The sequence below is a fragment of the Nocardioides panacihumi genome (assembly GCF_039530925.1).
Taxonomy (GTDB): Bacteria; Actinomycetota; Actinomycetes; order Propionibacteriales; family Nocardioidaceae; genus Nocardioides; species Nocardioides panacihumi.
The window spans coordinates 1,689,747-1,714,298 of sequence record NZ_BAAAPB010000001.1; the positions used below are offsets into that span (position 1 = coordinate 1,689,747).

Here is a 24,552-nt window from a genome sequence, read left to right on the forward strand (position 1 = left end):
ACCGCCGAGGCCAAGATCGTGGTCGGTGCCGTGGCCCCCGCATCTCCTGATCCGATCCCGATCGTGCTGCTTCCGGGCTTCGAGTACAGGCTGCGCGAGTGGAGACATCCGAGCACCCACGAAGTCCACTGGCGACTCGAGCGGAGACGAGCAGCTCACTACGACGAGAGCGTGGACTGAGGCAGGCCTGAGTCCGACGCCCGATCCGGCCGTGGCCACGGCTGCCGGATGCCCCGGGCCGACGGGCCCAAAGGCCCTACCGAGCGCTCACCAGCCGTTCGATCCTGCAAGGAGTGAAGGCAGGAGCGCGCGATGAGCGAAGCGATGACCAGCCGAGAGCCGGCCGCGGTGGCGCCGCCGTCGACCCTGATCGAGCTTGCCGGCGTCGAGAAGGTCTACCGGACGGGGAAGCTCGAGTATCGCGCCCTGCGAGGTGTCGACCTGTCCATCGCCCGTGGCGAGATGGTCGCCGTCGTCGGGCCGTCGGGCAGCGGCAAGTCGACCTTCCTGAACGTGATCACCGGCATCGACCGTCCGACCGTCGGGGCGGTGACGATCGACGGCACCTGTCTCGACGACCTGAGCGAGGAGGAGCTCGCGGTCTGGCGTGGGGCGAACGTCGGGATCGTCTTCCAGTTCTTCCAGCTGCTTCCGACCCTGTCCGCGCTCGAGAACGCCGCGCTGCCCCTCGACTTCCTGCGTCGTGGATCCAAGCGCGACCGCTTCGAGCAGGCGCGGCACAACCTGGAGGTCGTCGGGCTCGGGGACAAGGTCGATCACCTGCCGGCGGAGCTGTCGGGCGGCGAGCAGCAGCGGGTCGCGATCGCGCGCGCCCTGGCGGCCGACCCCGGCCTGATCGTCGGGGACGAGCCGACCGGCAACCTCGACACGGTCACCGCGGACGAGATGTTCCAGCTCTTCCTCCGGCTCAACCGCGACGGCAAGACGATCCTCTTCGTGACGCACGATCGGGACCTCGCCGCGCGCGCCCGCCGGGTCGTCGAGATCCGCGACGGCCGCGTCGTCGGAGAGTGAGGGCTCGTCATGCTGTCCGCCGAGCACCGACTCTCGGTCACCGACCTGTCCCGCCGGCCCGCCCGAACGATCTTCACGCTGCTGACGTTGGCGATCGCGGTCGCGAGCATCTCGTTCTTCGCGGTCCCGGCCCTGATCGACAAGGCGATGCAGGACGAGGTCCGCGCGGGTCGGCTGGCGGACGTCACCCTCAGCCTGCGACCGGTCGTGCTCAGCGACGCTGACCTGGCCGCCCTGGCCCGCCTCCCGAACGTCGCGGCCGTCGAGGCCCGGTCCAGCGTGGACGCCCGTGTGCTCATCGGGGAGCGCCGCGCGCCCGCGCGCGTGATCGGCGTGCGCGACTTCGCACACCAGGGCGTCGACCTCGTGCGCGTCGAGTCCGGGTCGGTGCCCGGACCCGATCAGCTCCTGGCCGACGTCCAGGACGAGAACACCGGCGTCTACGACGGCGTCGCCGGTGACGCCGTGACGCTGGTCGGTGCCGGAGGCGAGCGGGCCGACCTCGCCCTCAGCGGTCGTGGGCGCAGCCTGCCGGGCGGAGAGCAGGTCCAGGACGACAAGATCGTCGTGCTCTACGCGCCTGCGGCCACGGTGGCGCGCCTGAGCGGCGAGCCGGGGTACGGCGAGCTGGCCCTGCGCCTCGACGACACGACCCCGACCGCCGCGCGGGCGACCGTCGAACGGGTTCGCCGCCAGCTGGCGACGGTGTCCGGGTACGCCGGCCTGACGGACCTGCCGTCGATCCGCGCGCCCGGCGACTGGCCGGGCAGGGCCGACACGGAGCAGTTCGCCAAGCTCCTGGGTGTGATCACCGTCCTGGCGCTGATCTCCGCAGCGGTCCTGGTCTCCAACACGCTCAGCACCCTGGTCGCCGAGCAGACCCGTGAGATCGGGGTGATGCGCGCGATCGGGGCCCGGCGCAGGCAGGTCGCCCTCGTGTACACCCGGACCGCGCTCCTGCTGGGGGCGGTCGGTGCCGTGGCAGGGACGATGCTCGGCATCCTGCTCTCGAGCCTGCTGGCCGGCTACTTCGGCGCCACCTACTGGGCGGTGCACGTCGGCTTCGGCGTCGACGGGAAGGTCGTCCTGGCCAGCGTGCTGGTCGGGCTCGTGGCTCCACCGCTGGCCGCCCTGCCCGCGATCCGCCGTGCGCTCCACGTGCAGCTGCGCGAGGCGCTCGAGGCCACCGGCTCGGCGACAGGAGGTGCTGACGCGGTCGACCGGGCCCTGCGTCGTACGTCGTTCCTACCCCGCGTCATGCAGATCGGGCTCCGCAACGTCGGGCGCCGCAAGCGGCGCAGCGTGGCCACTGCGGCGATCGTCGCCCTCGCGGTCGGCAACCTGCTCTCGGTCCTCGCGCTCGCCCAGGCGGCGACGGACAGCACGCGCGCCTCGTGGGGCTCGCACCTGGAGGACGTGCAGATCGCCACGAGCGGCCGCGCACCCTTCGACGACCGGGCACGCCGGACCATCGTCACGACATCCGGGGTCGCCGAGGCCGAACCGGTCCTGAAGAACACCGTGGGACTCCGCGGACGGGAGGCGTTCGTGTGGGGCGTGGAGCAGGATCCGCTCTTCCGCTACCGGCTGGCCGAGGGCCGGTGGTTCGACGCGAAGGAGTACCTCGGGGGCGCGCAGGTGGCCGTGATCGAGCGCAACATCGCCCAGAACCTCGGCATCGCCGTCGGTGACACGGTCACCCTCGACACGGCCGCGGGAGCAGCCCGGTTCCGCGTCATCGGCGTCGCCACGAACCAGCAGGAGAGCGGGACCGCGCTGTACGTCCCGCTCAGCACCGCCCGAACCCTCCTCGACAGGCCGACCTCGGCCACTGCTTACTGGATCAAGACCGTCTCAGGGGATCCGAGGGTCGTGGATCGCACGACCGCCCTCCTCGAGGACCGCCTGGCCGCACAGGGCTACGAGGTCGTCAGCGAGATCCGGTACGTCGCCGAGCGGGACGAGGTCGCCGCGAACAGCTCCCTGACGACGACCATCGCGGTGCTCGGGTTCCTCATCGTCGCGATGAGCATGGTGGGCCTCGCCAACGCGATCACCACGAACGTGCTCGAGCGCACCCGCGAGATCGGGATCCTGCGCAGCATCGGGGCACGGGCCCGTGACATCCGCCGGATCTTCACGACCGAAGGGGTCGTGCTGGCCGTCGCCGGCTGGCTGGCCGGGATCCCGCTCGGCTACCTCCTCACACGCCTGATCGTGCGGCTGGTGTGGGAGGTCGTCGACGTGCGCCTCCCGGTGGTGTTCCCGCCCGGCAACGTCGTCGTCGCGCTGGTCGGGACGACCGTGCTGGCTCTGCTCGTGCTGGTCCTGCCGGTGCGACGGGCGGTCCGATTCCGCCCCGGTGACGCCCTGCGCTACGCATGAGGCGCCTGACGTCGTCGGAGCACCCGACTCCTGCGCAACCGGGAGCCGGTCCCGGCGCCACCGAGCCGGGAGCAGCCTCTGGCGCGCACGCTGCCTGGCGAGTAGACAGGTGAGACCGAGCGGCCGTCAGGCGCGGCCTTCGATGCCATCCGGCAACGCCGCTCCGAGGGAGCCGACCATGAAGAGAGTCATCGTGCTCGTCGTCGCGATCGTGGCGACGCTCGGCCTGACGGCACCACCTGCCACCGCCGTCCCGGGTTGGGAGACGACCGCGACCACCTGGACGAACCCGGCCGCCAGACACCCACGTGTGGTCGACCTGCGGTATGCACAACACCCGCGCTTCGACCGGGTCGTCATCCGCTTCGCGGGACGCATCCCCGGCTACCGGGCGACCTACCACCGGCGGTTCTTCCACGACGCCTCCGGCCTGCCGGTGCCGATCCGAGGTGGCCTGCAGGTCGTGCTCGTGCCGGCGTACGCGCACAACGGGGCGGGGGCCGACGTCTACCGCGGCCCGCGCCTGGTCCGACCCGGCTTCCCTGCGCTCAAGGGGATCGCGATGACCGGCGACTTCGAGGGACAGGTCAGCTTCGCGTTCGGGCTGCGGCCGCGGCGCGCGCCCTACCGGATCTTCCGGCTCGACGATCCGCAGCGACTGGTCATCGACTTCAAGCACACCTGACGACGAGCCGTGGTGCTCTCCCCGGTCCGCGGTCGTCCGCGCGCAGGCACGTCCTGAGGGTCGCCCCTCAGCGGATGCCGACGAGCTGGACGCGCGTCGCGTTGCGACCGGCCTCCTTGGCCTGGAACAGCGCGCGGTCGGCGTGGTCCAGCGCCGCCTCGATCCCGACGAGCGCTCCCGGCGGGACGGAGGCGAGGCCGACGCTGACGGTCAGCGGAGATCCCTCCGCCATGTCGAGCTGGGCGACCGCGGCGCGGATCCGGTCGGCGAGTTCGGTGGCCTCGAGCTCGGTGGACCTGAGGAACACGCAGAACTCCTCCCCGCCGAATCGTCCGACGACGCCTCGGTCCCCGATCGCCGCGGCCACGGTGCGGACCAGGGTCTGGGCGACGGCGGCGAGTGCTCGGTCTCCTGCGAGATGGCCCCACGTGTCGTTGAACCGCTTGAAGTGGTCGATGTCAGCGAACAGCACCGCCCAGGGCTCTCCCCGGCGCAGGCAGCGCTGCGTGCCCAGGTCGGCGACACGCCGCCAGGCTTCGAACCGCAGCACCCCGGTCTTCTCGTCGCCGTCCGCGCGCTCCTGCAACGGCTCGTGCAGCACAGCGCGCTGCGTCAGTCCGTAGACCGGGATGAGGAGGACGAGGAACCACGCCGCACCGGTCCAGATCGCGGCCGAGAGACCGCCGACCAGCAGGACCCCGGTCTCGGTCAGGTAGAACGACCTGCTGCGCAGCGTCTTGCGCAGCCACACCTCGCTCTCGGGCCGGTTGAGGTAAGCGCTGCCGTGGAAGAGCAGGGTCTCGACCGCCAGGAAGGCACCGGCCGCCGCCAGCACGGCGACCAGCCCCCTCAGGCCGGAGCCCGCCATGAGGTCGACCTCCGGACCCGCGATCGCGGCGGCGGTCACGGCCGCCGTCGTACCGCAGAGGACGAGGTAGGCCCCGGAGCCGATCCACTTCCACACCGGGACCCTCAGCCCTCGCCACCAGGCGTGCGCGTAGGTGAAGGACACCACCGGCAGCAGCCACCAGGTGGGGAGCAGCAGTGCGGACGCGAACGCCCAGGCCGACAGCGCCTTGTGCGGGCGCTGGCTGCCGGACATCCCGCCCTCGAGCCACCGGCCGATCTCGACGTTGAGCACCGATGCCACCACGATGACCAGCGCGACCCCGACCGCGCTGCCCTGACCGCGCTCGTGGCCGAACGGCATCAGAGCGACCGGCAGGACGAGCGTGGCGACCATCGTCGCGACGAGGTAGAGCCGATACACCCAACGGAGGGGCCGCCGCGACGCTGCCCGATCGGCGTCCTCCGTACGACGGCTCTGCCGCGCTCCTGTCGTCATCTCCACCCGCCCTGTTCCCGAGGTCTGCGATCCCGCGCGACGCTGCGGGAGCATCGGCGAGACGACCGTAGACCACGTGCGGTGTGACGGCCTGCCCGACCGCGCCCCGGAGTCCGCGCGGGTGGTGGGCGAGCCCCGAGCGGCAGGCGTGCGGAGGTGGTGGGCGACGGCTCACAGCCGACGCACAGACGCGCCGAGGGGCTTCGCACAAGGTCGGCGCAGAAGGTGGACCGCATGGTGACATCTCCTGGCACAGGCTCCGACCGCGACGACCCGGCTCTGTGGAGCCTCGCGCCACCGCAGGGCGATCTCGTCCGCCGCAGGCGCCGACGCAGGGCCGCCCTGATGGCCGCCACGTTGGCCGGCACCGTCGCGCTGGGTGCGTGCGCCGCGAACTCGACGGATCAGGGCAGCTCCTCGTCGAGTGGCTCGTCGACGTCCTCCAGCGGCACTCAGTCGGCCTCGGGAGCCACGTCGGTCGGCTCCACCTCGGGCACCACCCAGGCGACGACGAGCGGCTCATGAGCACGCCCAGGATGTCGGACATCGCGATCCGGGAGTCTCCTCCGCCGGACGCGCTGCGTGCGGTGCAGGTCGCGCCGGACGTCGCGGAGTGGGACGTCTGGTCGACGCGGGCCCGGATCGTGGTGCGGCAGCCGGAGCTGCTGGGCCCGGCGGTCGAGGTCGCGCGCGGGCTGCTGGACGACGTCGACCGTGCCGCCAGCCGTTTCCGGGAGGACTCCGAGGTCGTCGCGCTGGAGCGTGGCGCCGGCCCCACCGCGGTGAGCCCGCTGCTGGCCGAGCTGGTGCGCGCGTCCCTGGACGCTGCGCAGGAGACCGACGGTGACGTCGACCCGTGCCTGGCAGGGGCCATGCGGGAGATCGGCTACGACCGTGACTTCGCGCTCCTCGCAGGTGGGTCGGACCTCACGCGCCTGCCGGTCGTGTCACGCCGACCGCTGTCGACCCGGCGGCTCCGGACGCCACAGGGGCACGACGTGACCGTCGCACGCGAGCTCGGCTGGCGTGACGTCCGGCTGCACGACGGCTCCCTCTCGGTCCCGGCCGGGCTGGGTCTGGACCTCGGAGCGACGGCGAAGGCCTTCGCGAGCGATCGCATCGCGCTGGCGATCGCGTCGGGTCTGGGGACGGGTGTGCTCGTCAGCCTGGGCGGTGACATCGCGACCGCCGGCCCCGGCCCCGAGGGCGGGTGGCGGATCCGCGTATCGGACGGCCCGACCCAGCCCGAGACCTCGATCGCGCTTCCTGCAGGCCACGCCGTCGCCACCTCGAGCACGCTGCGCCGGACGTGGGTGCAGGACGGGCGCCTGAGGCACCACATCATCGACCCGCGGACAGGGCTTCCCGCGCAGCCGGTGTGGCGCACGGTCACGGTCGCCGCTCCGACGTGCGTGCGTGCCAACACGCTGACGACCGCCGCCGTCGTACGCGGTGAGCGGGCCCCGGCCTGGCTCCGATCGCTCGGGGTGCCGGCGCGCATGGTCGGCGCCGACGGCCAGGTGGTCACGCTGGGCGACTGGCCCGCGGAGGCCAGGAGCGCGCGATGAGCCCGGTCGCTGGCCCACTCAGAGGTGCTGGGCGGCGAGGCGCACGTGGGCGTTGGCGGCGCCGTACCCGCGATAGCCGTGGCGTCGTTCCAGCAGCTCGAGGTAGAAGCCCTGCCCCAGGACCGGGGTGAAGGCCTGCAGCAGCTCCCCGTCCCCGACGCGGTCGTAGAGGATGCCGAGCTCGCGCAGCTCGGTGACCCTGTCGGGCGTCAGGTCGAATCGCGCGGCCAGGTCGTCGTAGTAGTTGTCCGGTACGGCGATCAGAGGCACGCCGTTCGCGCGGAGTCGTCGCACCTCGCGCACGAGGTCGTGGCACGCGAAGGCGATCTGGTTGATCCCGTCCGCTCTCGCCTCCCGTCGTGCGTCCGTCGTGTCCAGGACGTTGACCACGAGGCGGAGGTCCCCCTCGCACGGCTCGAAGGCGCGGCTGCGGACCCGGCCGTGGGGGTCGACGAACTCCTCCAGCGGGCTGGCCTGCAGCCCGAGCAGGGCGTGCAGGAAGGACACCTCCTCGTTGAGCCGGCCCTCTGGCACCCCCATGCCGACGTGGTCGATCCCGGCCCAACCGTCGCTCGGCCCCGGCGACTGCGGTCCTTCCGCGAAGTCGGAGCGCCAGTCGTCGCTGCCCTCCCCGCTGACGAAGACCGGGATGCCGACGGGTGACGTGATCCCGGGCAGCGGGGTGTCGTCGGCGGCGCGGTCGACGGTGACGCTGGACCATCCCAGCTGGGCGGCACGGCGGGCGACGTCGGTGGCGGGCGAGGCGCGAAGGCCCAGAGCGGGCGTCCGCGCCGCCTGGTTGACGAGGACGTTCGCGCCGCCGTTGCGCCACCACACGACAGGCTTGTGGCGATGCCAGCCGGCGATCGAGAAGCCGAGTCGGCCCAGAAGGTCCTCCAGGCTGGCGCTCGACGACAGCTCGACGAACGCGCCGTCGAGACGACGAGGTGTCGCCGGCGCGACAGGCTCGGCATCCGGCAGCCGTCGGGCGACCTCGTCCTCGAGGTAGGCCAACGAGCGGATCGCGTCGCGGGCGGTGTCCGCGGCGGGGGCTTCCCTCACGACGTCGCTGAAGACCTCGAGCGAGAGCGGGCCGTCGTACCCCGCGGAGACGACCTTCTCGACCACGGCCGCGACGTCCATCGTGCCCTGGCCGGGGAACGAACGGTGGTGGCGGCTCCACTCGAGGACGTTCATGTCGAGCACGGGCGCGTCGGCGACCTGGAGGAAGCCGATCCTCCCGCCCGGGACACCGTCGAGCGCCTCGGCGCCGTCGCCGCGCGAGAGCATGTGGAAGGTGTCGACCGCCAGCGTGACGTGCGAGTGGTCGGCGAGCTGGACGATGTCCCAGGCCCGACCCACCCGGTCGACGTGGCGTCCCCACGCCAGCGCCTCGTAGGCGATCGCGATGTCGTGCTCCGCGGCCAGGTCGCCGAGCCGGGCCAGCTGGGCCGCCGACAGGTCGGGATCGTCGACCGCGTCCGCCTGCACGTTCGAGCACACCAGGACCACGCGAGCACCCAGGCCGGCGGCGACCGCGAGCTTGGCCCGGAACCGGCGTTCGGCCGTCGCGAACGCGCGAGGACTGACGCCCTCGACGTCGCGGACCGGCTGGAAGAGGTCGACGGAGAGGCCGAGGTCGGCGCACCGCTTCGCCACCTCGGCGGGGGAGAGCGGACTCGCGATCAGGTCGTTGTCGAAGATCTCGACACCGTCGAAACCCGCCGCGGCGGCCGCGGTGAGCTTGTCGGCGAGCAGGCCCGAGAGCGAGACGGTCGCGATCCCGCGACGCAGGCGGAGGCTGCTCATCGGGTCAGCTCCGCGAAGTGACGCGACATCCGCTCCGCATCTGCCGGGCGACCGGTGAACAGCTCGAACGAGCCGACCGCCTGGCCGACCGCCATGCCGCCGCCCGGGACCACCCGGCACCCCCGCGAGCGGGCGAGCCCGATGAGCTCGGTCTCGAGCGGGAAGTACACGACGTCCGAGACCCAGTGACGCGGCTCCAGGAGGTCGGCCGCCAGCGGCAGTCCCTCGTGCCCGTGCATCCCGATCGGGGTGGCGTTGACGACGCCGCCGGCTCCTGCGACGGCCGAGGGGAGGTCGCCGACGGCCTCCACGCGGGCGTCGCCGAAGCGCTTCGCCAGACGTACGACGGCTGCCGCTGCCCGGTCGGCGTCCACGTCGTAGACGTCGACGTGGCTGACCCCCTCGCTGAGCAGCGCGTAGCCGACGGCGGCGCCGGCACCGCCGGCCCCGATCATCACGGCCCTGTCGCCGGCCGCGTCGGGGAGGGCCTCACGGAACGCGCGGGCGTAGCCCGACCAGTCGGTGTTGTGGCCGAAGGTCCGACCGTCGCGGATCACGACCGTGTTGACCGCGCCCAGGTCGTGGGCCGCGTCCGACAGCTCGTCGAGGAGGGGGACCACGGCCTGCTTGAACGGGTGGGTCACGTTCAGACCGTCGAAGCCGAGCCGGTGGGCCCACCGGAGCAGGTCAGGCAGGTCGTCGACGCCGAGACCATGGGTGGTGGCGTTGACGATCCGGTAGCCGAGGCTCAGGCCATGTGCGCGGCCCTCGGCCTCCTGCATGGCCGGCGTGAGCGAGCGGTCGATGCCCGCGCCGACGAGGCCCAGCACGTAGGAGCCGCTCACCGCTCGTCGCTCCTCTCGCTCGTCCGGACCAGATGGTCGACCTGGCGCAGGGCCAAGGCGTAGCCGTGCGGGCCGCAGCCGGCGACGACGCCGTCGGCCACCTCGGAGATGAACGAGTGGTGCCGGAACGGCTCCCTCCGGTGGATGTTGCTGAGGTGCACCTCGATCACGGGCCCCTTCACCACGGCGGCGGCGTCGCGCACCGCGACCGACGTGTGCGTGTGAGCGGCCGGGTTGAGCACGACGCCGGCCGCGCTCGCCCTGACCTCGTGGAGCTGCTCGACGAGCACGCCCTCGTGGTTGGTCTGCCGGAAGTCGAGGTCGTAGCCGAGCTCGTCGGCGGTCCGTCGGCACAGGCTCTCGACGTCGGCCAGGGTCGCCCGGCCGTACGCCGCCGGGTCGCGCTCGCCGAGCAGGTTCAGGTTGGCGCCGTTGAGGACGGCGATCACCGGGCGCGTCACCGGGCCGCCTCCAGCGAGCCGACCCGCACAGGACGAGGGGTGCTGCCGACCTCGCGGGTGGGGACGTGGTGGGTGCCGCTCGGACCTGTCAGGACCGCGACGGCGGAGATGGCGCACGCGCCGACGGCGAACAGCGCGACCCTGCCCCAGTTGGAGGCGTCACCATCGAGCAGCCAGCCGGCGATCGTCGGGGTGAACCCGGCCAGGCCGAACCCGAACTGCGTGCCGATGGCCATGCCGGAGAGTCGGACGCTCGTGGGGAAGTACTCGGCGTACGTCGAGGGCCACACCGCGTTCGTCATGCTGTAGACGAAGCCTGCCAGCGCCACCCCGAGGACGAAGACGAGTGCCGTGCTCCCCTCGGAGATCTGCCACAGGAACAACGTGACGAGGACGGCGCTGCCGGCGAGGCCGGAGACGAACACGGGCTTGCGGCCGATCCGGTCCGACAGGGAGGCCCACAGCGGGATCGTGAGCACGGCGACGACGTTGGCGACGATCGCCAGCCACAGCATGGCGGTCTTGCTGATGCCGCCCTGGTCGGTGGCGAAGCTGAGCGCGAAGACGGCGAAGGTCGTGTTGATCATGGCGATGAACGCTGCGAAGAAGACGCGGACGACACCGGCACAGTGGTGGCGGAAGAGCTCGCCCAGCGGAGCCTTCGCGACAACTCCCGCCTCCTGCTCGGTGCGGAACTCAGGGGTCTCCTCGAGAGAGCGGCGGATGAGGAAACCGACGATCATCACGACGGCACTGAGCAGGAACGGGATCCGCCAGCCCCAGCTGGTCAGCGCGTCGTCGGAGAGCACGGCGGCGAGCGGGAGGAAGACCGCCGGAGCGAGCACCTGGCCGCCCTGAGTGCCGCTGAGGGTGAAGCTCGTGAAGAAGCCGCGGCGGTCGTCGGGTGCGTGCTCGAACGACATCGAGTTGGCACCGGCCTGCTCGCCGGCGGCGCTCAGACCCTGCACGAGCCGCAGGGCGACCAGCAGCGCCGGGGCCAGCAGGCCCACCTGGTGGTAGGTCGGCAGGCAGCCGACGAGGAAGGTCGACAGGCCCATCAGCAGGATGGTCCCGGTCAGGATCTTCTTGCGGCCGAGCCGGTCGCCGATGTGGCCCATGAAGAAGGAGCCGATCGGCCGGGCGACGTAACCGACGCCGAAGGTCGCGAACGAGGCGATCGTCGCGGCAGTCGGGTTGCCGTCGGGGAAGAAGACCTTCGGGAAGACCAGGGCGGCGGCCGTGCCGTAGATGGCGAAGTCGTAGTACTCGAGCGCACTGCCCGTCCAGGCCGCGACCGCGGCTCTCACCGGAGTGCGGACGGGCGTGTGGTCCTGGGTCATGTCCTGGGTCATGTCCGGGTTGCCTTCTCTCGGTCGTGGGTCCCGATTGACCCGCGAGATTCCAGCGACGTTAAGAGTGGCGCCCGTCACATGGCAAGCGTTTGCCATTTGTTGCCATGATGGGTCCGTGACCATCCGAAGGCGGCCGACGATCAACGACGTGGCAGCGGAGGTGGGCGTTGCGGCGTCCACCGTCTCCCGTGCCTTCACCGTCCCCGGGCGCGTCAACCCGCGCACCCGGCAGCAGATCCTCGAGGCCGCCGAGCGGCTGGGATACGTGCCCAACCCGGCGGCGCGCGCGATGGGCTCGGGCCGCACCGACACCGTCGCGCTGCTCGTCCCCGACATCACCAACCCGTTCTTCAGCGGCATCATCAAGGGAGCCGAACGGGCGGTCGGGGCCGCCGGCAAGACGCTCGTCCTCGGTGACACCGAGGAGAGCCCCGCGGTCGAGGCGCGCCTGCTGGAGCGGCTCGGACCGGCCGTCGACGGGTTCGTCCTCGCGGCGCCGCGGCTGCCGGATGCCGACGTACGCCGTGCGGCGACCCGCAACCGTGTCGTCCTGGTCAACCGGGTGGTCCCCGACGTCGCCTGCGTCGTGGCCGACTACGAGTCCGCCACCCGTCAGGTGGTCGACCACCTGGCCTCGCTCGGCCACCGCGAGCTGGTGTTCCTGGCCGGACCCGCCGAGTCCTGGTCCGGGGCGCAGCGATGGGCGGGGCTCGAGACGGCGGCCCGGGCACGGCGGATGCTCGCGACACGGCTCGGTCCGTACGCGCCGACGCTCGACGGTGGCCCGGCGGCCGCCGAGGCGGCGATCGCGTCGGGGGCCTCGGCGGTGGTCTGCCACAACGACATGCTGGCGATCGGTGTCATGCGCCGGCTCGCCGACCGTGGAGTCCGGGTGCCGGAGGAGGTGAGCGTCGTCGGCTTCGACGACATCTTCGGGGCGGACTTCTGCCACCCGCCCCTGACCACCCTCGCCGAGCGCACGCAGGAGGCGGGTGCGGCCGCGATCGAGGTGTTGCTCCACCGCTCCGGCACGCCGACCGTCATCGCGCCCACCGAGCTCAAGATCCGGGCGTCCAGCGGCCCGGCGGCGTGAGGCCCGGGCGCCGAGGCGTTCGAGGTACGACGGCGCGACCGGGGTCTGCCAGCGAACGTCGCTCCTGGCGACTAATGTCGGAGGCGTGTCAGCGACGACGCACGAGACATCAGAGCAGGTCAAAGCAGAGCTGATCGACCAGGCGATCGAGCTCGCCAGGTCGGGGAAGGGCACCGGCGGGCCACCCCACGACCAGATCGCGGAGCTGCTTCACGCCTACTACCGCCACGTGGCCCCCGAAGACCTCGTCGACCGCAGCGACGTCGACATCTACGGCGCGTTCGCCGAGCACTACAAGCTCGCCCTCGCGCGCCCGCAGGGCACCGCGCGCGTCCGGGTCGGTACGCCGACCCTCGCCGAGACCGGGTGGTCGGCCAGCGGGCACAGCGTGGTCGAGGTGGTCGTCGACGACATGCCGTTCCTCGTCGACTCGCTGACGATGGAGCTGTCCCGCCAGCTGCGCGACGTGCACGTGGTGATCCACCCCGCCTTCGACGTCGTCCGCGACATCACCGGCGCCCTGCAGTCGATGGCCGTCGTGCCCGACGGCGCGCTGGAGCCCGAGGGCGAGGCCGTCCGCGAGTCGTGGATGCACGTCGAGATCGACCGGCTGCCCGAGGGCGACGACCCCGCAGAGATCATCGACGACATCCAGCGGGTGCTCCGCGACGTGCGCGAGGCGATCGAGGACTGGAGCAAGATGGACGCCCAGGTCGAGGTGATCGTCGACCAGCTCCGCACCGACCCGCCGCCGCTCGACGCCGACGAGGTGCGCCAGGCGGCCGAGCTCCTCGAGTGGCTCGCCGACGAGCACTTCACCTTCCTCGGCTACAAGGAGTACAAGCTCGAGAGCCGCGGCGACGACGAGTTCCTCCGCGCCGTCCCGGGGACCGGCCTCGGCATCCTGCGCGCCGACCAGGAGATGTCGGAGTCGTTCGGTCGGCTCCCCGACGCGGTCAAGGCCAAGGCCCGCGAGAAGACGCTGCTGGTGCTGGCCAAGGCGAACTCGCGGGCCACCGTGCACCGCCCGGCGTACCTCGACTACGTCGGCATCAAGACCTTCGACGCGAACGGCGAGGTCGATGGCGAGCGTCGCTTCCTCGGCCTGCTCGCCAGCGCGGCGTACACCGAGTCGCTGATGCGGATCCCGCTGATCCGCGAGAAGGCCAAGGCGGTCCTCAAGCACAGCGGCTTCGACCCCCGCAGCCACGCCGGCAAGTCGCTGATGGACACCCTCGAGACCTACCCGCGCGACGAGCTGCTGCACACCCCCGTCGACGAGCTGGCGCCGATGGCCGAGGCCGCCATGAGCGCTCGCGAGCGCCGTGCGCTGCGGATGTTCATCCGACGCGACACGTACGGCCGCTACGTCTCCGTCCTCGTCTACCTGCCGCGCGACCGCTACAACACGGCGGTCCGCGAGCGGTTCGCGCGGATCCTCCAGGACCGTCTGCACGGCGAGTCCATCGAGTTCACGGTCCGCATCAACGAGTCGACGACCGCCCGCGTCCACTTCGTCGTCCACCTCCCCAAGGGCGACCAGGTCCCCGACGTCGACCTCGCCGACCTCGAGCGCCGGCTCGCCGAGGCGTCGCGCTCGTGGCGCGACGACTTCATCCAGGCCGTGATCGCTGAGTTCGGCGAGGAGGTCGGCACCAGCCTCGGCCGTCGGTACGCCGAGTCCTTCCCGGAGGGCTACAAGGAGGACTACGCGCCGCGCAGCGCGGCGGTCGACCTCGGCCGGCTCGAGGCCATCCGCACCAACGGTCCGGAGGACAGCGGCCTCGACCTGTCGCTCTACGAGCGACTCGACGCGAGCCCTGGCGAGGTCAGGCTCAAGGTCTACCGGATCGGCGACCCGCTCTCGCTCTCCGAGGTGCTGCCGATGCTCGCCTCGATGGGCGTCGAGGTCGTCGACGAACGGCCCTACGAGCTCGAGGGGCTGGACCGGCACTCGGTCATCTACGAGTTCGGGCTGCGATACGGCAAGGACCTGCCGAGCGGCTCCGGCGAGCTGTTCCAGGACGCGCTGCGCGCGGTGTGGGACGGGCTGAACGAGACCGACGGCTTCAACGGGCTCGTCCTCGGCGCCGGGCTGACCTGGCGACAGGCCACCGTGCTCCGGGCGTACGCCAAGTACATGCGCCAGTGCAGCAGCCCGTTCGCGCAGGACTACATCGAGGACGCGCTGCGCGGGAACGTCGACATCACCCGGATGCTGGTGTCCCTCTTCGAGGCCCGCTTCGACCCGGTCCGGGGGGAGGCGGCGGATGAGGAGCGCCTCGAGGAGCGGATCCTGGCCGCACTCGACGACGTGGCCAGCCTCGACCACGACCGGATCCTCCGCTCGTACCTCACGCACATCAAGGCGACGCTGCGCACCAACTACTTCCAGAAGGACGGGTCGACCGGCGGCCCGCACGCGTACGTCTCCCTGAAGCTCGAGCCGTCGGCGATCCCGGACCTGCCCCAGCCCCGGCCGAAGTTCGAGATCTTCGTCTACTCGCCACGCGTCGAGGGTGTGCACCTGCGCTTCGGCGCGGTCGCCCGCGGGGGGCTGCGCTGGTCGGACCGGCGCGACGACTTCCGCACGGAGGTGCTCGGGCTGGTCAAGGCGCAGATGGTGAAGAACACGGTCATCGTGCCGGTCGGCGCCAAGGGCGGGTTCTTCTGCAAGCAGCTGCCTCCCCAGAACTCGACAGGGGGCGCCGACCGCGACGCGTGGCTGGCCGAGGGAGTCGCCTGCTACAAGACCTTCATCTCGGGGCTCCTCGACATCACCGACAACCTGGTCGACGGCAAGACGGTGCCGCCGCGCGACGTCGTACGCCACGACGGGGACGACTCCTACCTGGTCGTCGCGGCCGACAAGGGCACCGCGACCTTCTCCGACATCGCCAACGGTGTGGCCCACGACTACGGCTTCTGGCTCGGCGACGCGTTCGCCAGTGGCGGCTCGGTCGGCTACGACCACAAGGCGATGGGCATCACGGCCCGCGGCGCCTGGGTGTCGGTGCAGCGGCACTTCCGCGAGCGTGGCATCGACTGCCAGGCGGAGGACTTCACCGCGGTCGGCATCGGCGACATGAGCGGTGACGTGTTCGGCAACGGGATGCTCTGCTCGGAGCACATCCGGCTGGTCGCCGCCTTCGACCACCGCGACATCTTCCTCGACCCCGGTCCGGATGCCGAGACGTCGTACGCCGAGCGCCGGCGGCTCTTCGAGCTGCCCCGGTCGAGCTGGCAGGACTACGACAAGAGGCTCATCTCCGAGGGCGGTGGCGTCTACCCACGCTCGCTGAAGTCGATCCCGCTCAACGACGCGGTCCGGACGGCCCTCGGCATCGACGCCGGCGTGGAGAAGATGACGCCGGCCGAGCTGATGAAGGCGATCCTGCAGGCGCCGGTCGACCTGCTCTGGAACGGTGGCATCGGCACCTACGTCAAGGGTGAGGCCGAGACGCACGGCGACGTGGGGGACAAGGCCAACGACGCGATCCGGGTCAACGGCTCGCAGCTGCGCGCACGGTGCGTGGGGGAGGGTGGCAACCTCGGCCTGACCCAGGCGGGCCGGATCGAGTACGTCCTGCGCGGCGGCGACGTGGGCGGTGTCAGCCAGGAGGGCGGTCGGATCAACACCGACTTCATCGACAACTCCGCCGGCGTGGACACCTCCGACCACGAGGTGAACATCAAGATCCTGCTCGACCGTGTCGTCAAGGACGGCGACCTCACCAACAAGCAGCGCAACGCTCTGCTCGCCGAGATGACCGACGAGGTCGCGTCGCTGGTGCTGCGCGACAACTACGAGCAGAACATCGCCATCGCCAACGCGGTCGCTCACGCGCCCTCGCTGCTGCACGTGCACGAGGACTTCATGCGCGAGCTCGAGCGCGCCGGGACGCTCGACCGCGAGATCGAGGGGCTGCCGTCACGCGCCGAGGTACGCCGGCGGCTCGAGCGCGGCGTCGGGCTCACCCCGCCCGAGCTGTCCGTGCTGATGGCCTGGACGAAGATCGTGCTGGCCGACAGGCTGCTGGCCGGCGAGCTGCCGGACGACCCGTACCTCGACCTCGACCTCAAGGCCTACTTCCCGACGCCGATGCGCGAGCGCTTCCAGAGTCAGATCGAGGCGCACCCGCTGCGCCGGGAGATCATCGTGACCCAGGTGGTCAACGACCTGGTCAACGGCGCGGGCATGACCTACTGGCCGCGACTGGCCGACGAGACCGGTGCGAGCGTGGCCGACCTGACCCGGGCGAACTTCGTGGCCCGCGAGGTCTTCGGGTCGCTCCCTCTGCGCACCGAGCTCCGGTCCTGGGACAACAAGCTCGACGCCGCCGTGCTGACCCGGATGCGGATCGAGATGCGCACCCTGGTCGAGCGAGCGTCCCGCTGGCTGGTCACGAACCGGCGCTCCCCGCTGGACAGCGTGGCCACCGTGGAGCAGTTCGCCGCGCCCGTCCAGGCCACCATGGCCCAGCTGCCCGACCTGATGACGGGTCGCGAGCTGGAGGCGTTCGGTGAGCGGCAGGCGAGACTGGAGCGGCGCGGGGTGCCGGCGGAGCTCGCTCGCCGGGTCGCGGTGCTGCCGCCGGCGTACATGCTCCTCGGCGTCGTCGAGACCGCTCAGCGGGAGGACCTGCCGCTCGACGAGGTCGCCCGCCTGCACTTCGCCCTCGGCGAGCGGCTCGGGCTGCCGATCCTGCTGCAGAAGATCGTGGCCCTTCCGCGCGACGACAAGTGGCAGACGATGGCGCGGGCCGCGCTGCGCGACGACCTCCACAGCGTGCACACCCGGCTCACGGCGCAGATCCTGCGGGCCACCCCGGCGGAGGACTCCACGCTCGCGCGGATCGCCGAGTGGGAGGAGGGCGAGGCCGAGGTGGTCAGCCGCGCCGCCGCGACGCTCCAGCAGATCTGTGCCGACGACGAGGCCGACCTGGCCCGGATGTCGGTCGGCCTGCGGGTCGTGCGGGGGCTGTTGTCGGTCTGATCTCCTGCCGATTGGGATGCGGTGGGGCCCATGGGTTAGAGTTCCACCGCTCCCGCAGGGAGAAAAGCAAGGCCCCGTAGCGCAGTTGGTTAGCGCGCCGCCCTGTCACGGCGGAGGCCGCGGGTTCGAGTCCCGTCGGGGTCGCACAGATGCGAGAGCCGCCCAGGAAACTGGGCGGCTCTCGCTGCTTTCCGGGCCTAGGCTCGGGTGCCATGGCGCGCTATGCGATCGACGCCCTCACGTTGCTGCGGCTCGTCGACGACGGGCTCGCGGCTGACCCCGCCCACCAGATCGTCGCCCCGAAGTCGATCCTCGTCGAGGGGCTCGACATCCTCCTCGACGACGTCCGGAACGGGCGGCGGAAGGAGCGCGACGCGCTGCGGTGCCACGTGCGGATGACCGAGACCCGGATCCGCCTCCTGGGCGACCGTGTGTCGCGGCGTACGGCGTGGGACCTGGCGCTCGAGCACGGCTGGGCCAGCGTGCGCGAGGCGGAGTACGTCGCCGTCGCGACCCTGCAGGCGGACGCGCTCGTTGCCAGCGATCCTGCGCTGGCCTCGCGAGCCGCCGGCATCGTCGCCCTGGCGACCGCGGAGGACCTGATCGCGACCTGACGCCGCCTACGCTCGGGGTGTGCCCATCGACGTGTCGCCGGAGCGGTTCGACGAGCTCGTCGTCGACGCCCTGGACGAGATCCCCGAGTCGCTCGCGTCGCTCGTCGACAACCTCGTCGTACTCGTCGAGCAGGAGCCGCCCGAGGACGAGCCCGCCGACCTGCTCGGGCTCTACGACGGCGTGGCCCTCACCGAGCGGGACAGCCGGTACGCCGGGGCCCTGCCGGACCGGATCCTCATCTTCCGCGGCCCGCTGCTCGACCTGTGCGACTCCGAGGAGCAGCTCGTCGCCGAGGTCCGGATCACCGTCGTCCACGAGGTCGCCCACCACTTCGGCATCTCCGACGAGCGGCTGCACCAGCTGGGCTGGTCGTAGGTCGTCGGTTACCCCAGCGAGCCGAGCCAGAAGCCGAGCGACACGGCGGCCAGCCCGACCGCGACGGATCCGGCCACGTTGAGGGCGGCGGTCCACCACATCCGCTCGTCGAGCAACCGGAACGTCTCGAAGGAGAACGTCGAGAAGGTCGTCAGCGCCCCGCAGAACCCCGTGCCGACGAGCGTGAGCACCCAGACCGGGGCGTGGTGCGCTGAGGCGAGTCCGGCGACCAGGCCGAGGATGAACGAGCCGACCACGTTGACCGTCAGCGTGCCCCAGGGCAGCCGCGAGGAGTGCCGGGACTGCACGACCAGGTCGGTCAGGTAGCGTGCCGGCGCGCCCATCAGGCCGCCCGCGACGACCAGCAGCGCCGTCATCGGGTCAGCTCACGGTCGCGTCGCCGGTCGATGGCGGCACGACCCGCGACGACGCCGATGAGGACCGCCAGGAGGGCCGCGAGCACCGAGCCGCCGAGATACGCCAGCGCGAGGCCGGGGCGGCCGGTCGCGAACAGCCCCCGCGCGTCGAGCTCGTACGTCGAGAAGGTGGTGAACCCGCCCAGCACCCCGACGCCGAGGAACGGCCGGACGTATCGCCGCTCGGACCAGACGTCGAGGACGAACGCCATCAGCAGTCCGAGCAGCAGGGAGCCGGCGACGTTCGCGATGACGGTGCCCCAGGCCAGCTCGTCCGGGCCGTGCGGGAACGCCTCTGACAAGCCCCAGCGCGCCAGGGAGCCCAGTGCGCCGCCGACGGCGATGACCGGCAGCAGGTCGGCGTTGTCGGCGACCAGTTCCCGCAGTGTCGCCGCGCTCGGTGCGGCGGTGACGTCGGAGTCGAGCGGCAGTCGGTGGAGGTCAGCCTCCACCTCGTGATCCAGCCGGCCGCTGCGTCGATTTCGGGGCACCATGGCCCTCGGAGCCTACTGGCCGACGGCGTGCAGGTGCTCGGGAAGGCCGGGCCAGGCGGTCGGCGTGGATCCTTGGGCCTGCCGGACGTACTCACCGAGGAACCAGGTCTGGAACGCCCGCTGCTCCTCGGTGCGGGCGAGCGACAGCAGCCGCTCCTGGCGGCAGAACTCGTCGGCGAGGTCGAGCAGCGTGAGGAAGCGCTCCAGCGTCGGTGCGGCCGATCGGGGCATCCGGACGGTCAGGTCGGCGGCGGTCGAGCCCTCGGTCGGCGCCTCGACGAACTCGGCCAGCCCGATCCCGGCGTGCAGCTCGGTCTCGAGGGCGGTGAAGAGCACCGAGAGGTCGTCGGCGAGGGGGTAGTCGGCCGCATGGGCGAGCGCGAGGAGACGGACCTCGCGGCGGAGCTCGCGGAAGTGGGTCTGGAAGCCGACGTACAGCTTGAGTGGGACCCCGAGGATCACGACGTCGATTGCGTCCTCGGCGGCGTGTGCGTCGTCGGGCGGTGCGAGCACGCTGATGACGCCGTCGACGCCGTCGTCCTCGGTGAAGTCCTCGGCGGGCTCGAACCAGATCACCTTGCCATCGGCCTCGATCTCCGCGCCCCAGGCACGGGCGCTGCGGGCCACGATCGAGAGCCCGCGACCGAAGGTGAGGAGCAGCTCGTCGTCGTCGCCCATCGCGAGAGGGGCGGGCAGGACGGGCTGCTCGACGGAGGCGTCGCGGACCTCGACGCGCGGGTGGCCGACCGTGCCGCGCACCCGCACCTGGATCGGGTCCGCCCCGTGCAGGATCGCGTTGGAGACGAGCTCGGAGACGCCCAGCTCGGCGCAGTCCAGGAGGTCGTCGCGCCGGATGTCCTCGAACGTCCGCACCACCCAGCGGCGCGCGTCTTGCACACCCTTGGGCCCTGGCGGCAGGGTGAGGGCCGGTCTGCTGAGCGGCACAGCGGTCCTCCGGTGAGGCTGAGACATCTGAGAGCTTCGTGGGGGTCATACCCGCGTGGACCGCTCTCCAAACCGACCACGCGGAAGTGGCGGTCCGACAGGCTGGACACATTCCCGCCGGCGAGTGTGAGGATACAGACGGGGTACCGCTTTGAGCCTGGCAACGACGCGCGAGAGAATAGTCTGGAACGTTCAAAATCGAGTTCGCTCGGTCGGTTACGGAGAGGTAGGGACATGTCAGATCGTCACCAGGTCGTGGTGATCGGGTCCGGATTCGGCGGCTTGTTCGGCACCAAGGCCCTGAAGCACGCCGACGTCGACGTCACGATGGTGGCGAAGACGACGCACCACCTGTTCCAACCGCTGCTCTACCAGGTGGCGACGGGCATCCTGTCGCAGGGAGAGATCGCGCCACCCACCCGTGAGGTCCTGCACGGGCAGAAGAACGCGACCGTGCTGCTCGGCGAGGTCACCGACATCGACCTGGAGGGCCGCACGGTCACCTCGGAGCTGCTCGGCCGGCCGATCTCGGTGAGCTACGACTCGCTGATCGTCGCCGCCGGCGCGGGACAGTCGTACTTCGGCAACGACCACTTCGCCGAGTTCGCCCCCGGCATGAAGAGCATCGACGACGCGCTCGAGCTGCGCGGGCGCATCTTCGGCTCGTTCGAGCTGGCCGAGCTCGCGGCGCGGCGCGGCGACCCGATCGACCACCTGCTGACCTTCGTGGTCGTCGGCGCCGGCCCGACCGGCGTAGAGCTGGCCGGCCAGATCGCCGAGCTGGCGAACCGGACCCTCAAGCGCGACTTCAAGCTCATCACGACGCAGCACGCCCGCGTCATCCTCGTCGACGCCGCCCCGCAGGTGCTGCCGCCCTTCGGCGCCAAGCTCGGCGAGAAGACGAAGGTCGCGCTGGAGAAGCTCGGCGTCGAGGTCGTCCTCGGCGCGATGGTGACGGGGGTCGACGAGCGCGGCCTGGAGTGGAAGTTCAAGGACGGTCGCGTCGAGCGCGTCGAGACCGTCACCAAGATCTGGGCCGCCGGTGTGCAGGCCTCCCCGCTCGGCAAGACCCTGTCGGAGCAGACCGGCGCGCCGCTGGACCGCGCGGGCCGGATCGCCGTCAACCCCGACCTCACGCTGCCCGGGCACCCGGAGGTGTTCGTCGTCGGCGACATGATCAACCTCGACCACCTGCCCGGCGTGGCGCAGGTCGCCATCCAGGGCGCCAAGTACGCCGCCAAGGAGATCGAGCGCCGTCTCGAGGGCAAGCCCTCGCAGGGCCCGTTCAAGTACTTCGACAAGGGCTCGATGGCGACCATCAGCCGCTTCAAGGCGGTCGCCATGGTCGGCAACCTCAAGCTGACCGGCTTCATCGCCTGGCTGATGTGGCTGGCGGTCCACCTCTTCTACATCACCGGCTTCAAGAACCGCCTCACGGCCGTCCTGCACTGGTTCGTCTCGTTCCTCGGCCGCGGCCGCGCGGAGCGTACGACGACCCTGCAGCAGATCTTCGGACGATCCGCGCTCGAGCGACTCGAGGGTGGCGCGGCATCGCTCGTCTCGCCGCCGGGACAGTACGACGCCGAGCGCGCCGCCGCCGACGAGGCGAGACGCCTGGAGCTGGAGAGGACGGCCGCCGAGGAGGTCCGCCTCACCGACGCAGGTGAGCGCGGCGTCCACACCCCGGCGTGACCCACCGGTAGTTCGGGACGCTCCCCACGCGAGCGTCCCGAACTACTTCGCCTCGGCGTCGACGCCCGGGCGGTAGTACCGCAGCACGCGCATGAACTCCGTCGGGTCGACCATCGAGGGGTCGATCACGAACGTGCTCAGGTCGCGGCGTCGGAAGACGACCCTCCACCCGTGCTTGCCGGGGCGGCCGTGGACCTCGACGGGCGTGTAGCTGCTCGTCAGGTCGATCGTGGTGCGCACTCCCTGCCGGACGACGTGGAGCTGGCCGCCTCGCACCGACAGTCGCGTGACGCTGGTGCCGGAGTGCACCGCCCAGATGATGCCGGTCAGCACCCACAGCGTGACGGCGATGCCGATGCTGGCCTCGTCCCTCTCCCGCGCCGCCACGTAGCAGCCGACCACGCTGGCGGTCGCCGCGAGCAGGGCGCCGATGCCGACGGCTGTGCGGGCCCGCGTACGTGGCCGGAACGTCATCCGGACCGGGGGCTCGCCCTGGGGACCGAGCTGAGGCTCGGCCGCCGGCTCGGGCTCGTCCTCGGCATCGTCCTCGTCGATGGGCGGCTCGGGCACCGGGAGCTGTCGGGTCGGAGCCGGCTCGTCGTGGACGGGCTCTTCGTGGACGGGCTGTTCGACGACGGACTGTTCGACGGAGTGCTCTTCGGCGACCGGCTCCTCGACGACCGGCTCCTCGACGACCGGCTCCTCGACGACCGGCTCCTCGGCGACCGGCTCGTCCGCGACGGGCTCGTCTTCAACGGGTGCCTCCGTGACCGGTGCGGCGACGTCAACCTCGACGACCGCCTCGACCACCGGCTCGGGCGCGACGGGCACGGGTGCTACGGACGCGTCGCGGAGCACGTCCGCGGGAGTCTCGGGTTCGTCACGAGGGACGACGACCTGGGGTGCCCACTTGGGCGGCACGGTGCTTGCCCGCAGCTGTCCACCGGAGTGGTCCTCGCCCTCCCGATGCGCGAGCCAACGGTCGAAGAGGTCGCCCTCCCCGCCTGTGGCCACCGAGTCGTCCGCCATGCTCAGACGCTAGAACCCGCGGACCCGGGGCGGAATCGTACGAACGGTCGGACTCCACCACCCGGCTGACCGCCCGGCCGTGGACCACCTGGACGCCGGGGATCGCTGGCGAGTAGGCCCCGTGGGACTCGAACCCACAACTAACGGATTAAAAGTCCGCTGCTCTGCCAATTGAGCTAGGGGCCCGGGACATGCGTGCTTCAGCCCGTAGTGTCCACCACAGTTCGTGGCGAGCCGCGCCGCCGCATGCGAGCCCAGTATCGCAGTCAGACAGATCGACGTGACGCATGGGTTGCAGAGGGCCAGGGTCGTCGGGAGAAACCTCGGGACAATGTCGCTGGGGTTCACTGCCCCGGATGACCCAGACGCGTGCCCCGGTGCAGGTCGTGATGTCGGCTAGCCCGTCGTAGCGATGTCGAGCTCGAGGTCGGCGAACGACGTGACGTTGCCGTGCTCCCAGGCGCTGGTGGCCGAGGTGCGGCGCAGCACGGTGCGGTACCGAGGGCCGTCCTCGTACGTCGTCCCGCTCGCCTCCCGGGCGGTTGAGTGCACGAGGTCGACGGCGAGGTTCCGGAGGGTGTAGGAGCCGGGTTCGTCGGCTGTGGCCGAGTCCCAGACGTCGACGACGGGAGCGGCGGCGGGGCCGGTTCCGACGAGTGCGGAGGAGTGTGGCGCGGGCCGCACCTTCCACGTCCGCAGGTCGACGCGGTCGCCCGCGGTGAGATAGGTCCACCCTGTGGTCCGGGGCGTGACCTCGAGGATGGAGACTCCGTGCCGGCCGATGACCTCGGCCTGCCTGCTCTGGCGCCGTACGACGAGGGCGGTGGTCTCGTCGATGCCGATGACGTGTCGGTGTCCGGTGTCGGCGGCCAGGCGGATCATCCGTGCCTGTCGGCCCCAGGTGGTGAAGTGGCTGTCGAGCATCGCCCCGCTGAAGAAGCCGAAGCCGCCGCTCGGGAGGTAGCCGAGTGCCGCGGGATCGTCGAGGTAGCCGGGAGTGGCGCCGTCGCGCCAGGCTTCGTAGGACTCGCCGCCGGTGATCATGTCGGCACCCTGCTGGATGGTGGTGCCGGCGCTCACGCCGGCGACGACGCCTCCCTCGTCGAGGAGGTCCCCGACGGCGGACAGGACGGCGCTGGGCGTGCAGTGAGTGAACGCCTCGAGCGGGGCCGGGCGGCAGTGCTGGAGGGTCCGGACATAGTCCATCTGGTCGCCACCGCCGAAGAACACGCCCGTCGACCGGCGCACTTCGCGCGCGACCGTGGCGCGGTCGGCCGCCGCGGGTCCGTAGGCGTCGCCCGGGAAGGCGTTCTCGGTGGTGTCGACCGGCACGACATAGGTCGCGGCGCCGTACCTGGCGAAGAGGTCGGCGTAGTAGAGCCCGTTGGCGGCGGCGTTGTTCTCGTCGGCGT

21 protein-coding genes and 2 tRNA genes are annotated in these 24,552 nt (G+C 71.4%); 12 read left to right on the forward strand and 11 right to left on the reverse strand.

From position 1 onward, the window contains the following. The 4 genes from ABD205_RS07905 to ABD205_RS07920 all read left to right on the forward strand — a co-directional run. A partial coding sequence (locus ABD205_RS07905) for a hypothetical protein (protein ID WP_344044140.1) occupies window positions 1-180 on the forward strand: 180 nt, incomplete at its 5' end. A 132-nt stretch (window positions 181-312) separates the two neighbouring features. Next, window positions 313-1,035 carry an ABC transporter ATP-binding protein gene (locus ABD205_RS07910; RefSeq protein ID WP_344044142.1) on the forward strand — a complete coding sequence of 241 codons (723 nt, stop codon included), beginning with the start codon at window positions 313-315 and terminating at the stop codon, window positions 1,033-1,035. A gap of 9 nt (window positions 1,036-1,044) precedes the next feature. After that, window positions 1,045-3,420, forward strand: a complete 2,376-nt coding sequence (locus ABD205_RS07915) for an ABC transporter permease (protein WP_344044144.1) — start codon at window positions 1,045-1,047, stop codon at window positions 3,418-3,420. Window positions 3,421-3,598: 178 nt separating this feature from the next. Further along, a complete protein-coding gene (locus ABD205_RS07920) occupies window positions 3,599-4,105 on the forward strand; it encodes an AMIN-like domain-containing (lipo)protein (RefSeq protein WP_344044146.1) in 507 nt (168 codons plus the stop codon). A gap of 67 nt (window positions 4,106-4,172) precedes the next feature. Here the strand turns inward: ABD205_RS07920 and ABD205_RS07925 are convergent, their stop codons facing one another. Then, complete coding sequence (locus ABD205_RS07925; protein WP_344044148.1) at window positions 4,173-5,375, reverse strand: GGDEF domain-containing protein; 1,203 nt, start codon at window positions 5,373-5,375, stop codon at window positions 4,173-4,175. 309 nt (window positions 5,376-5,684) lie between these two features. On the opposite strand from ABD205_RS07925, the gene ABD205_RS07930 reads away from it, so the two are divergent. Continuing rightward, the gene (locus ABD205_RS07930) at window positions 5,685-5,975 is read left to right on the forward strand and encodes a hypothetical protein (protein WP_344044150.1); all 291 of its coding nucleotides are present in this window, start codon (window positions 5,685-5,687) and stop codon (window positions 5,973-5,975) included. Next, window positions 5,972-7,018, forward strand: coding sequence for an FAD:protein FMN transferase (locus ABD205_RS07935; RefSeq protein WP_344044152.1), 1,047 nt, complete (start codon window positions 5,972-5,974; stop codon window positions 7,016-7,018). The genes ABD205_RS07930 and ABD205_RS07935 overlap by 4 nt, the downstream gene beginning before the upstream one ends. An 18-nt stretch (window positions 7,019-7,036) precedes the next feature. On the opposite strand, the gene ABD205_RS07940 is transcribed toward ABD205_RS07935, so the two are convergent. Genes ABD205_RS07940 through ABD205_RS07955 form a run of 4 tightly spaced genes read right to left on the reverse strand, consistent with a single transcriptional unit; the run spans window position 7,037 to window position 11,485 of the window. After that, window positions 7,037-8,827, reverse strand: a complete 1,791-nt coding sequence (locus tag ABD205_RS07940) for a sugar phosphate isomerase/epimerase and 4-hydroxyphenylpyruvate domain-containing protein (RefSeq protein ID WP_344044154.1) — start codon at window positions 8,825-8,827, stop codon at window positions 7,037-7,039. Then, window positions 8,824-9,672 (reverse strand): shikimate dehydrogenase, encoded by an 849-nt coding sequence (locus tag ABD205_RS07945; RefSeq protein ID WP_344044156.1) that lies wholly within the window; start codon window positions 9,670-9,672, stop codon window positions 8,824-8,826. Before ABD205_RS07945 ends, ABD205_RS07940 begins: the two co-directional genes overlap by 4 nt. Then, window positions 9,669-10,133 (reverse strand): type II 3-dehydroquinate dehydratase, encoded by a 465-nt coding sequence (gene aroQ / locus ABD205_RS07950; protein ID WP_344044158.1) that lies wholly within the window; start codon window positions 10,131-10,133, stop codon window positions 9,669-9,671. Before aroQ ends, ABD205_RS07945 begins: the two co-directional genes overlap by 4 nt. After that, window positions 10,130-11,485 carry an MFS transporter gene (locus ABD205_RS07955; protein ID WP_344044160.1) on the reverse strand — a complete coding sequence of 452 codons (1,356 nt, stop codon included), beginning with the start codon at window positions 11,483-11,485 and terminating at the stop codon, window positions 10,130-10,132. The genes aroQ and ABD205_RS07955 overlap by 4 nt, the downstream gene beginning before the upstream one ends. Before the next feature lie 115 nt (window positions 11,486-11,600). On the opposite strand from ABD205_RS07955, the gene ABD205_RS07960 reads away from it, so the two are divergent. From ABD205_RS07960 to ABD205_RS07980, 5 genes are all read left to right on the forward strand, one after another. Next, the gene (locus ABD205_RS07960; RefSeq protein ID WP_344044162.1) at window positions 11,601-12,578 is read left to right on the forward strand and encodes a LacI family DNA-binding transcriptional regulator; all 978 of its coding nucleotides are present in this window, start codon (window positions 11,601-11,603) and stop codon (window positions 12,576-12,578) included. 85 nt (window positions 12,579-12,663) lie between these two features. Next, the gene (locus ABD205_RS07965; protein ID WP_344044164.1) at window positions 12,664-17,574 is read left to right on the forward strand and encodes an NAD-glutamate dehydrogenase; all 4,911 of its coding nucleotides are present in this window, start codon (window positions 12,664-12,666) and stop codon (window positions 17,572-17,574) included. 70 nt (window positions 17,575-17,644) lie between these two features. Beyond that, a tRNA-Asp gene (locus ABD205_RS07970) sits at window positions 17,645-17,718 on the forward strand. A 68-nt stretch (window positions 17,719-17,786) separates the two neighbouring features. Beyond that, complete coding sequence (locus tag ABD205_RS07975; RefSeq protein WP_344044166.1) at window positions 17,787-18,188, forward strand: hypothetical protein; 402 nt, start codon at window positions 17,787-17,789, stop codon at window positions 18,186-18,188. 19 nt (window positions 18,189-18,207) lie between these two features. Continuing rightward, window positions 18,208-18,564, forward strand: a complete 357-nt coding sequence (locus tag ABD205_RS07980) for a metallopeptidase family protein (RefSeq protein ID WP_344044168.1) — start codon at window positions 18,208-18,210, stop codon at window positions 18,562-18,564. Window positions 18,565-18,572: 8 nt separating this feature from the next. Here the strand turns inward: ABD205_RS07980 and crcB are convergent, their stop codons facing one another. Genes crcB through ABD205_RS07995 form a run of 3 tightly spaced genes read right to left on the reverse strand, consistent with a single transcriptional unit; the run spans window position 18,573 to window position 20,371 of the window. Next, window positions 18,573-18,941 (reverse strand): fluoride efflux transporter CrcB, encoded by a 369-nt coding sequence (crcB, locus tag ABD205_RS07985; RefSeq protein WP_344044170.1) that lies wholly within the window; start codon window positions 18,939-18,941, stop codon window positions 18,573-18,575. Beyond that, window positions 18,938-19,432, reverse strand: coding sequence for a fluoride efflux transporter FluC (locus ABD205_RS07990; RefSeq protein WP_344044172.1), 495 nt, complete (start codon window positions 19,430-19,432; stop codon window positions 18,938-18,940). The genes crcB and ABD205_RS07990 overlap by 4 nt, the downstream gene beginning before the upstream one ends. A 54-nt stretch (window positions 19,433-19,486) precedes the next feature. Then, the gene (locus tag ABD205_RS07995; RefSeq protein ID WP_344044174.1) at window positions 19,487-20,371 is read right to left on the reverse strand and encodes an ATP-binding protein; all 885 of its coding nucleotides are present in this window, start codon (window positions 20,369-20,371) and stop codon (window positions 19,487-19,489) included. 282 nt (window positions 20,372-20,653) lie between these two features. Between ABD205_RS07995 and ABD205_RS08000 the strand changes: the two genes are divergently transcribed. Next, on the forward strand, window positions 20,654-22,111 hold the full coding sequence (locus ABD205_RS08000; protein ID WP_344044176.1) for an NAD(P)/FAD-dependent oxidoreductase: 1,458 nt from the start codon (window positions 20,654-20,656) through the stop codon (window positions 22,109-22,111). A gap of 42 nt (window positions 22,112-22,153) precedes the next feature. On the opposite strand, the gene ABD205_RS08005 is transcribed toward ABD205_RS08000, so the two are convergent. The 3 genes from ABD205_RS08005 to ABD205_RS08015 form a co-directional block, all read right to left on the reverse strand. Next, complete coding sequence (locus ABD205_RS08005) at window positions 22,154-23,140, reverse strand: hypothetical protein (protein ID WP_344044178.1); 987 nt, start codon at window positions 23,138-23,140, stop codon at window positions 22,154-22,156. Window positions 23,141-23,253: 113 nt separating this feature from the next. Beyond that, a tRNA-Lys gene (locus ABD205_RS08010) sits at window positions 23,254-23,326 on the reverse strand. Window positions 23,327-23,536: 210 nt separating this feature from the next. Then, window positions 23,537-24,552, reverse strand: a 1,016-nt coding sequence (locus ABD205_RS08015) for a cyanophycinase (protein ID WP_344044179.1), incomplete at its 5' end; no start/stop codon positions are given.